Source organism: Phenylobacterium sp. (assembly GCF_036263695.1).
GTDB lineage: Bacteria > Pseudomonadota > Alphaproteobacteria > Caulobacterales > Caulobacteraceae > Phenylobacterium.
In genome coordinates this window covers 1-10,059 of the sequence record NZ_DATAGM010000126.1, presented here as the reverse complement: position 1 = coordinate 10,059, position 10,059 = coordinate 1, and the positions used below count along the sequence as shown (strand labels likewise).

At 68.8% G+C, this 10,059-nt stretch carries 9 protein-coding genes; 4 read left to right on the top strand and 5 right to left on the bottom strand.

Annotated elements, in window-relative coordinates:
• The first annotated feature begins 102 nt into the window (after window positions 1-102).
• From VHK87_RS04965 to VHK87_RS04955, 3 genes are all read left to right on the top strand, one after another.
• Window positions 103-2,640 carry a TonB-dependent receptor gene (locus VHK87_RS04965; RefSeq protein ID WP_329633788.1) on the top strand — a complete coding sequence of 846 codons (2,538 nt, stop codon included), beginning with the start codon at window positions 103-105 and terminating at the stop codon, window positions 2,638-2,640.
• A 175-nt stretch (window positions 2,641-2,815) separates the two neighbouring features.
• Window positions 2,816-3,919 (top strand): hypothetical protein, encoded by a 1,104-nt coding sequence (locus VHK87_RS04960; RefSeq protein ID WP_329633787.1) that lies wholly within the window; start codon window positions 2,816-2,818, stop codon window positions 3,917-3,919.
• Window positions 3,920-4,022: 103 nt separating this feature from the next.
• Entirely contained in the window at window positions 4,023-5,144 is a 1,122-nt protein-coding gene (locus tag VHK87_RS04955) for a hypothetical protein (protein WP_329633786.1), read from the top strand.
• A gap of 44 nt (window positions 5,145-5,188) precedes the next feature.
• On the opposite strand, the gene VHK87_RS04950 is transcribed toward VHK87_RS04955, so the two are convergent.
• Window positions 5,189-6,703 (bottom strand): MFS transporter, encoded by a 1,515-nt coding sequence (locus tag VHK87_RS04950; protein WP_329633785.1) that lies wholly within the window; start codon window positions 6,701-6,703, stop codon window positions 5,189-5,191.
• 254 nt (window positions 6,704-6,957) lie between these two features.
• Window positions 6,958-7,476, bottom strand: a complete 519-nt coding sequence (locus tag VHK87_RS04945) for a DUF1993 domain-containing protein (RefSeq protein WP_329633784.1) — start codon at window positions 7,474-7,476, stop codon at window positions 6,958-6,960.
• Window positions 7,477-7,637: 161 nt separating this feature from the next.
• On the opposite strand from VHK87_RS04945, the gene VHK87_RS04940 reads away from it, so the two are divergent.
• Window positions 7,638-8,075 carry a hypothetical protein gene (locus tag VHK87_RS04940; RefSeq protein WP_329633783.1) on the top strand — a complete coding sequence of 146 codons (438 nt, stop codon included), beginning with the start codon at window positions 7,638-7,640 and terminating at the stop codon, window positions 8,073-8,075.
• 89 nt (window positions 8,076-8,164) lie between these two features.
• Here VHK87_RS04940 and VHK87_RS04935 read toward each other — a convergent pair whose 3' ends face one another.
• The 3 genes from VHK87_RS04935 to VHK87_RS04925 are packed head-to-tail and all read right to left on the bottom strand — an operon-like array spanning window position 8,165 to window position 9,901.
• On the bottom strand, window positions 8,165-8,848 hold the full coding sequence (locus tag VHK87_RS04935) for a GNAT family N-acetyltransferase (protein ID WP_329633782.1): 684 nt from the start codon (window positions 8,846-8,848) through the stop codon (window positions 8,165-8,167).
• A 48-nt stretch (window positions 8,849-8,896) separates the two neighbouring features.
• The gene (locus VHK87_RS04930; RefSeq protein WP_329633781.1) at window positions 8,897-9,382 is read right to left on the bottom strand and encodes a pyridoxamine 5'-phosphate oxidase family protein; all 486 of its coding nucleotides are present in this window, start codon (window positions 9,380-9,382) and stop codon (window positions 8,897-8,899) included.
• A 27-nt stretch (window positions 9,383-9,409) separates the two neighbouring features.
• Entirely contained in the window at window positions 9,410-9,901 is a 492-nt protein-coding gene (locus VHK87_RS04925; protein ID WP_329633780.1) for an OsmC family protein, read from the bottom strand.
• Between the last annotated feature and the right edge of the window lie 158 nt (window positions 9,902-10,059).

The window sequence follows — 10,059 nt, the reverse complement described above, 5'->3', positions numbered from 1 at the left end:
AGTGCTGGCGCGCAATTCAAACGGTCATTAGACGGCGCCCACCGCGCGCACAGCTCAGCCGCTCCCTCGGCCTGCTTACCGGCGCGCTCAGGGGATGAACTGATGACCGATCTGACTGCGCGCCGCCGCACCTGGCTGGCGCTTTCCGCTTCCGTCGCCACCCTCGCGCTGGCCCAACCCGCCCTGGCGCAGGACGCTCCGCCGGCTGACGATCCCGACTTCATGCTCGAGGAGATCGTCGTCACCGCCGAGAAGCGCGAGCAGGCGCTGAACGACGTTCCGGTGGCCGTCTCGGCCTACACCTCGCAGCAGCGCGATGTCGTCGGCATCACCGGCATCCAGGATTTCGTGAACTTCACGCCGGGGATGAACTACTCCGGCACGGACCGGGTCAGCCTGCGCGGCGCCGGCCGCAACACCTTCTACGTCGGCAACGACCCGGGCGTGGCCAGCTACACCGACGGCTTCTATTCGGCCTCCTCATCGGAGCTGTTCAAGTCGCCGCTGTTCATCGAGCGGACCGAGATCCTGCGGGGCCCTCAGGGCACGCTGTACGGCCGTAACGCCATCGGCGGCGCGATGAACCAGGTGTCGCGCCGTCCCGCCCAAGAGTTCGGCGGGGAAGTGCGCGTGGCGGTCGGCAATTACGAGCGCACCAAGGTCGAAGGCGTGGTCTCGATCCCGCTGGCGGACAATCTGCGCGTCAAGCTCGGCGGCTCGCAGGACTGGCAGCGCCGCGGCTTCATCGACAACATCGGCGGCGCCAACGAAGGCGCCGCGTTCAAGCGCACCTACTTCGAGGCCCAGCTGGAGGCCGAGCTCGGCGACCGGACCGAAGTCTTCGTCCGCTACAACCGCTCCAACTGGGACGACTCCATGGGGGTCGGCGACCGGCTGTCCAACCAGGTCACCCCGTACGACACCACCCGCATGTTCCAGCCGATCGGCGGGCTGGTGACCAACGCCCAGTACGGCGTCACCACGCCGAATCCGGGCGTCGCTGATCCCTACGTCCAGAACACCAACCGCGACGGCTACGGCGCCCTGCGCGGCAACCACGTGCTGATCGCCAACGTCACTTACGACCTGGGCTGGGCCGACCTGAAGTGGATCGGCGGCTTTCAGCAGTACAACTACCAGACCGGCGGCGACTACGACGCCACCAACCGCACCTCGGCGATCTTCCTGCCGGTCGCCCCGACCGTGCCGATCTTCACCGACTACACGACCGACTTCAACGAGCACAAAAGGTACTACTCGAACGAGATCAACCTGACCTCGAAGACGGACGGCCCGCTGAGCTGGATCGTCGGACTTTACCAGTATCACGAGCAGTACCGTCAGCGGATCCACCTGGCCGCCCCGCAGCAGGCGCAGCTGGCGGCGCCCTGCTTCTTTATCGGCGCTCCGCTGTTCTGCGCCCCCGCGCCGGCCAATCCGGAGCGCAACTTCGTCGACGGGAACGCCTACCTGGAATCGGACGCCTTCGCGGTGTTCGGCCAGGCGACCTATGAGTTCAATGACCAGTTCGCGCTGACCACGGGCCTGCGCTACAGCCTCGACCAGAAGACCGGGACGGAGAGCCAGCGCCTGGTGCTGTTCTCGCCGGCCGGCCCGTTCGGCCCCGCGCTGGGCGGCGCGTTCGCCTTCGACGTTTCGACCGACCTCAACCCGGCCGTCCCGGGCGTGCAGAACTCGCGCACCCTGGACAACGAGTGGGACGCGGTCACCGGGGTGATCAACCTCGACTGGACGCCGGATCCCGACACCCTGGTCTACGGCAAGTACTCGCGCGGCTATAAGTCGGGCGGCTTCCTGCTCGGCACCCTGGCTCCGCAGCCGGAGGCCGACAAGGAGACGGTGAACGCCTACGAACTGGGCCTGAAGAAGACCTTCTTCCGCCGCCTGCAGCTGAACGGCTCGGCCTTCTTCAACGACTACAAGGACCTGCAGCTGAACCTGCAGCAGCTGAACGCCGCGGGCACCGCCTCGGCCAACAACTTCGTCAACGTCGACGCCGAGGCCTACGGCCTGGAGCTCGAGGCGATGTGGCAGGTCAGCCCGGCGCTGCAGCTGTCGGCGTCCTACGGCTACCTGCACACCGAGATCACCGAAGGCTGCTGCTTCTACGACCCGGCCGACCCCAGCGCCCTGCTGCCCAGCGCCCGGCCGAGCGGCGGGACGGCGGTGACCAACAACGTGCTGCTGGTCTTCCAGGACCTGAAGGGCTCCAAGCTCTACCAGTCGCCGGAGAACAAGTTCGCTTTCAACGCCAACTACACCCTCGACTTCGCGGCCGGCAGCCTGATCCTCTCGGGCACCTACACCTGGACCGACTCGACCATCTACCAGCCGTTCGACAACCCCGCCTTCGAGGCGGAGGCCTACGGCACGGCCGACTTCCGGGCCCTGTGGAACGACGGCGAGGACCGCTACTCGGTGATCGCCTTCGTGAAGAACGCCTTCGAGGAAGAGGCCTTCACCTCCACCGGCTCCACCAACCCGACGGCGGTGTTCGCCAGCCCGAATCCCGGCCTGACGGTCGGCTCGACCACCTACCTGCGGCAGACCGGGGTGGCCATCACCCGCGGCCTCGTCCAGCCCCGCACCTTCGGGGTGGAGCTGCAGTACCGGTTCTAGTCTCCAGAGCCTATGAGCTCCCGACTGGGGCGGCGGCGCAGGTGCGCCGCCGCCCTTTTCTTTCCCGCGGGCGCGCGGGCGGCGCGGCCGGACGGCCATTGCGGACAGGCCTCGGTAATCGTAAAACCGGTATGCCGTGCGGGTGGCCGCGGCGCATTTGTCCCGGGAGGCTGCGTTGAAGCGCGCCCTGATCCTCGCCCTTGGAACCTGTCTTGCGGCCGCGCCGCTGACGCTCGGCGCGTTCGAGGCGGCCGCCCAGCCGAAGGCCTCCGGCTACAAGGCGCCGCGCAATGCGTTCGGCCAGCCGGACCTGTCGGGCTACTGGTCGAACGTCAGCCTGACGCCGGAGACCCGGCCGGCCTCGTTCGGCGATCGGCTGGTCTACACCGAGGAAGAGGTGGCCAAGATCGAGAACGCCGAGGCGGCCGAAGCGGCCGCGGCGGATGCGCCGACCGATCCCAACGAGGGCGCGCCCAAGGTCGGCGGCGAGCTTTCCCAGACCATCAATCCGGCCTTCGCCGCGGCCGGCGGCGCGGTCGGCGGCTACAACCGTGGCTGGCTGGAGTCCGGCTCCAAGGTCATGCGCGTGAACGGGCAGCCGCGCACGTCCATCCTGACGACCCCCAACGGCCAGCCGCCCCCGCGCAAGGCCGGCGCCCCGGCCCCGACCAACCCCTACGCCCGGATCGTCGCCAGCGGCGGGCGCATCGGCCAGTTCGACAGCTACGAGATCCGCTCGCTAGGCGAGCGCTGCATCCTCTCCTTCGGCCGCAACGCCGGGCCGCCGATGCTGCCTAACGGCTTCTACAATAACAACTATCAGTTCGTTCAGACCAAGGACCACTTCATCATCGAGGTGGAGATGGTCCACGACCTGCGGATCGTGCGGCTGAACGACAAGGAGCACCGCAAGGACGGCGTTCGTCCCTGGTTCGGCGACTCCATCGGCTGGTGGGAAGGCGACACCCTGGTGGTCGAGACCACCAACCTCCCGCAGCGGATGGCCTACCGCGGTAGCTGGGAGAACCTGAAGGTCACCGAGCGCTTCACCCGCGTGGGGCCGCAGCGGATCCACTACCAGTTCACCATCGACGACCCGACGATGTGGGAGAAGTCCTGGGGCGGCGAATACGAGTTCAGCCCCCTGGACGGCCAGATCTACGAGTACGCCTGCCACGAGGGAAACCACGCGCTGCCCGGCATGCTGCGCGGCGCCCGTGTGGAGGAGGCCGAGCAGGCCAAAGCTCCGCGGGCGGCGGGCGCGGGCTCGGCGCCGTAAGCTCCCGTACCTGAGTTACGAGAACCGTTGCCCCGGTAGTCAGCGCTTCCTACAATCTGCGGACGATCGTGGCGGAAGACCGCGACGCCCGGGAGAAGTCACCTTGAAGCGCGCCCTCATCCTCGCCCTCGGAACCTGCCTGGCCTCCGCGCCGATGGCGCTGATCGCCGCCGGCCCCGCCGCGGCCCAGGCCAAGGCCGCAGCCTACAAGGCGCCGCGCAACGCCTTCGGCCAGCCGGACCTGTCGGGGAACTGGACTAACGCCACCCTGACCCGCGAGACGCGTCCGGCCAATGTGAAGGACCGCTTGGCTTACACCGAGGAGGAGGCGAAGGCTCTGGAAGGTCGCGCCGCCCAACTGGTCGAGGCGGGCAACCGACCCACCGACCCCAACGCCCCGGCGCCGGCGGCCGGCGGCGAGGCGCCCCGGACAGAAACCCCGCAGTCCGCGGCGGGCGGCGCCGTCGGCGGCTACAACCGCGGCTGGCTGGATCCCGGCGCGTCGGTGATGCGCGTCGGCGGCCAGCCGCGCACGTCGTTCCTGCTGACGCCCGACGGCCAGGCCCCCGCCCGCAAGCCCGGCGCCCCGCCGGAACGCGGCTTCGGCGGCCTGACCCAGACGTCCGGGTCAGGCGCTGGCGAGGCGCGGATGGGCAGCTTCGACAGCTACGAGACCCGCGGGCTGGGCGAGCGGTGCATCGTCTCGTTCGGCCGCAACGGCGGCCCGCCGATGCTGCCCAACGGCTTCTACAACAACAACTACACCTTCGTTCAGTCGCCGGACCACGTGGGTATACTGGTGGAGATGGTCCACGACATGCGGATCGTGCGGCTGAACGCCAAGCACCGCACGGACGGGGTGCGGCCCTGGTTCGGCGACTCCGTCGGCTGGTACGAGGGCGACACCCTGGTGGTGGAGACCACCAACATCCCGCGCCGGCAGGCCTACCGCGGCGCCTGGGAGAACCTGAAGGTCACCGAGCGCTTCACCCGCGTGGCGCCCGACCGGATCCACTCCCGCTACACGATCGAGGACCCGACGATCTGGGAACAGCCGTTCAGCGGCGAGTACGAGTTCGGCCAGTTCCCCGAGCCCATCTACGAATACGCCTGCCACGAAGGCAACTACTCGCTGCCCGGGATCCTGCGCGGCGCCCGCGTGGAGGAGGCCGCGGCCAAGGAGCAGGGCGGGGGCGGCGGGACGAGCGCGGGCTCGGCGCCTTAGTCTCCTCTCCCCTCGGGCTTCGCCTCGGGGCGAGGAGGCGCGCCTCACCCTCGCCTGGTCGGCGCGGGCACCGGCGGGACCGGGCCTTCCGGTTCGTCGCTGGTGGAGACGTTCTCGGCGAGCGCGGCGGCGTCCCGCAGGGTCCGCAGGTTCTCCTCGTGCTTCTGGCGGCTGATGTTGAACATGAACAGCGCGGCGATGGCGACTCCGTAGAGGCCGAGGACGGTCGGCACATAGGCCAGGCCGAGGCTGTGCAAGACCTCCGGCGCGACCTCTCTCCGCTCCGCGTTGATCGGGAAGGCGACCAGGGTCAGCACCATGGTGGCGATCAGCGGGCCGCCGCTGGAGACGATCTTGCGCACCAACGCGGTGGCCGAGAGCAGCAGCCCTTCGGACCTTCGGCCCGTTTTGACCTCGGCGTCCTCCACCACATCGGCGACGATGGAGGCGAGGATGACGCCGGTAGCCGCCGCCAAGGTCGAGTTGATGATCTCCTCGCCGTAGATCAGCATCAGGAGCTCGGGCGTGCCGTTGGCGGGCGCCAGGCCCAGCAGGCGCAGGGACACGGGGGTGACGTGCACCAGCACTGCGCTCCCGAACACTGCGATCAGTCCGAACTTCTTGCCCAGCTTCGAGGCGACGACCGGCGCCAGCGCCGTGCCGATGAAGCCGCCGACCACGCTGACGGTGGCCAGGGTGGCGAGTTGGCCCTGGGTCAGGTTCCAGAAGTAGAGGCCGATGTAGAGCTCCAGCCCGTTGCGCACGCCCACCGCGATGGAGATGAACATCGCCGCGCCGGTGATCACCAGGAAGGCCCGGTTGGAGAGGGTCTGGATCACCTCCCGCGCCATCACCTTCAGGCTGACCTTCCGGGTTGGCGGCTGGCGCAGGTGGGGCACCTGGTTGAGCGTGCCCAGCGTCGAGATGACCATCGTCGCGAAGATGATCAGCGCCCCGACCAGCGAGTACATGAAGTAGCCGTCTCTCGCGAGCACGCCGCCGGAGCCGTCCGGGTTCTCCTTCAGGAAGACCCGGTAGGCCATGACCTGCATGCCCAGGCCCCCGATCACCGTGAAGAAGTGGCGCAGGGCCATCAGACGGGTGCGGGAGTCGTATTCGTAGGCCAGCTCCGGCGCGAGCGCCTGGTGCGGCAGTTCGAAGAAGGTGTCGAGGATCCTCACCCCGATCAGCAGCACGGCCAGCCAGCCGAGCAGCATCGGATCGCTCCAGTCCGTCGGCGGATTCCACAGCAGGAAGAAGGCGAGCGGGTAGGGCAGGGCCGCGGCGATCATGAACGGGTGGCGCCGGCCCCAGCGGGATTTGAAGTTGTCGGAGATCTGCCCGACCAGTGGGTCGACGATGGCGTCGACGACGATCGCCGCCATCAGGATCAGGCCCACATACCGGGGCGGCAGGCCGACCACCTGGTTGTAGAAGATCAGCAGGAAGGTGGAGAGCGCCCGGGCCTTCAGGCTCGTGGCGGTGGCGCCGATCGCATAGAGGAGCTTGGTCCCGGCGCCGAGCTTGCGCTCGGTGGAGGTTATGGCGGCGGCGCTCATGCGGACCAGGGTCCGAAGTCAACTGCCCAGAACGCGGGCGCGCACGCGCGCAATGACGCCGTCTTCAACTGTCCTCCTCCTGCCGCGGCAACGGCGATCCCGCCCTCCTTCACGCGGAGCGACGTGGTTGTTCCGTCAAACCTGCGGGAGGCGGCGCCGGTACGTCAAGCATGGGCGGAGGTCTCGCACGCTTATCGGGCCCTGGCGTCGCCCACCGGTTGCGGCGCCGGCGGCGCATCCCGCTACGGTGGCGCTCACGTCTTCATGCGCAGAGGACCCATGTAGTCGCGCTTGCCGAGCGGCACGCCGTTGGCGCGCAGGATGTCGTAGGCGGTGGTGGCGTGGAAGTGGAAGTTCGGCAGCGAGAACGACAGGATGAAGTTCTCGACCGTGAACGGCAGCCGCCGCTCGCCCAGCGCGAACACCATCTCCTTGCCCTCGAGCGCTTCGACCTCCTCGCGGCTCAGGGCCTGCAGCCCAGCGCGGGCGTCGGCGACGCGCTGCTGGAGCCCAGCGTAGGTCTCGCCCTTCGGCACGGGCGGGGTGAACACGCCCGCCTTCGCCGCCTCGATGGCGCCGAGGGAGTGCTGGGTCACCGAGGCGATCTGGAAGCGGAAGTCCAGCATGTCGGGAAAGAGCCGGGTCTCCACGAACTGCTCGGGATCTTTGCCCTCGGCCTTCAGGTGGGCGAGGCCCTTGTCCAGGAACCCTGCAACCGCCTGCAGGGTCTGCAGGTAATTGGTCACGCTGACGTCGTAGAGCGAAATGGCCATTTGGGTCCCTTCGGGTGTTCTGGGCGGGCAACATGGCGGCTGACGCTCGGGCAGCGCAACCTGACCGCCGCGTTCAGCACGGGTTCAGGCCGGCGCCGTTAACACTTTCCTCAGATTCCGGCCCTTGGCGCTCCAAGGCCGAGGACAGGAGGCAAAGTCAGATGCGTAAGTCCCTCGTTGCGGCCATGGCGGCCGTCACCTTCGGCGGCGCGGTCGCGGCCAGCGCGACCTCCGCCAACGCCCAGAGCTATTATCGCCACCGCGACCGTGATCGGAACAACGACGCGGCCGCCGCGGCGATCGTCGCCGGCGTGGCCGGCCTGGCGATCGGCGCGGCCCTGGCCGGCAACAGCCGCAACCGCGGCTACTACAACGGCGGCTACTATCAGGATCCGTACTACGGCCGCGGCTCCTACGGCACGCCCTACAGCTACGGCACGCCCTACAGCTATGGAACGTCCTACGGCTACGGCACGCCCTACAACTACGCCCCGAGCTACGGCTACGGTTATGGCGGACGCACCTGCACGGTCCGCGAGCGGGTCCGCGATCCCTACACCGGCCGCCGGATGACCATCAGGCGCCAGTACGCCTGCTAAGGCGTCCTGACGCGTGATGCGCCGCACGGCCCGCGGCGCAGACGACGCCGGTCGCGCCCCCCGCGCGGCCGGCGTTCGCATGTCTGGGATCAGGCGGGCGCCAGCAGCGTCAGGATGATCTCCCGGCGGAAGGCGAAGCCCAGCTTCTCGTAGAGGGCGATCGCGCCGAGGTTGTCGGCGTAGGTGTGCAGGAAGGGCCGCTCGCCGCGGGCGAAGATCTTCTGCGCGACCCGGCTCATCAGCGCCGCCGCGTAGCCGCGCCCGCGATAATCCGGGTGGGTGCAGACCGCACTGACCTCGGTGAAGCCCGTCGCCCGCATCCGCTCGCCGGCCATGGCCACGAGCCGGCCGCCCTCCTTTACGCCGATGAACGCGCCGAGCTCGTGCGTGCGGCCGAAGAACGGCCCCGGCTTGGTGAGCGTCGCCAGCTCGAGCATCTGCGGCGCGTCGGCGTCGGTCAGCGGCAGGATCTCGAAGTCGGGATCGGGCGGCGGCGGCGGCGCCAGCGCCACCATCTGCCAGCAGACCGCGTGGGTGGCGGTGGCGCCCGGGGCAGCGGGCCACGGTTCCGACTCCATGAGCCCGACCTCTCCGTGCGATTGAACCAGCCCGCCGAGGCCGGCGAGGCTCTCCGGACCCTGATCCGGCGCGGCGGCGAACAGGCCGAAGTCGGGTGCGAGCCGGCGGGCCGGACCGTTGGCGATCGTCAGTGCGGCCCATGGGCCGCTGAGCGCCGACCAGGCCGGCCGGTCCAGCGGGGTGGAAGCGGACATGCCGAAGCTTAGCCCCGACGGCCGCCTCCTGTCCCGTTCAGGGCGAGGCTAGAGCCGCACCTCGGCGACCTTGTCGCCGTAGTCCTTCTTCGGGTCGCGCCCGAGCAGGGTCTTCACGCCTGCGAACAAACTGTTCTCGTTCAGCCAGATCTGGGCGTGTTCGGGCTCAAAGCGCAGAAGCTGAAGCTTAGGATCGTCCTTTCCGCCCTGGTACCAGGCGGCGACGTACGGGTTCCAAAGCCGCTCGATTGCGGCGCGGTCGTTGTCGGCGATCAGTTGACCCTCGACGGTGGCGAACAGCTCGTGCCCCTTCGAGGAGAAGTGCATCAGGGCGGGTGAGGCCCCTCCGAGCTCCTGAACCAGATCGGTGTCCTTGGAGGAGAAGATCCACAACGGCCCGCCGGCGTCGTCTTCCAGTAACGCCGTCATCGGCTGGCTCATGCCGTCCTCGACACCCACCAAGCCCAGCATCACCGTGCGGTCCGATTTCACCGCCTTCCAGAACTTCTCCGTGATCTCGCGTTGGTCAGCCATGACTTGGTCCTCTCGAGTTGATCGTTTTCAGGCGTAGCCGCCGCCGTCCGTCGCCTCCTGCCGCGCCGCGACGTCTGGCGTGGCCCCTCGGGCTTCGCCCGCGCCTGCGAGCTCGACGTTCGGGATCTTGACGCCGCGATCCGCCGCGTATGGCCAGGCGGCGCATGCCGCCTCCAGCAGTTCCCGCGCGGTGGCTTCCGGCAGCGAGGGGATGTCGGCCTCCAATCGAGCCGAGGCTTCGAAGGCGGCGCCGCGGCCCACAAGGTCGAGAACGCAGCGGACTTCCGCCCCGCTGACGTCCAGCTGTCGCTGCAGAGCCGCGAGCCTCAAGGCGGAGAGCAGGCACGAAGCGTAGCCCGCCGCCAACAACTGCTCGGCGTTCGCACCCGCGCCTCCGCGGCCCCCGAGCTCCGGAGGCGTGCTCAACGCCAGGTCCAGGTCCGCGCCTTCGACTGCGACGCTTGGTGAAGCTCCGTCTCGTGCGGTCGCTATGGCTGTGTAGGTCATTTCAACGGTCATGGTGATCTCGCAAGACGTATTCGCCGTCGGGACAGGAGGACGCCGGCGACGAGGGAAGCCAGCCCCAAGACGATGGCGGGAGGCCGCGTTCGGCTACGGTAGCGACGCCGCCATCCGCCGGAATTCTCAGGGCCGCCGTACATGGGGTGAAAGAGGTT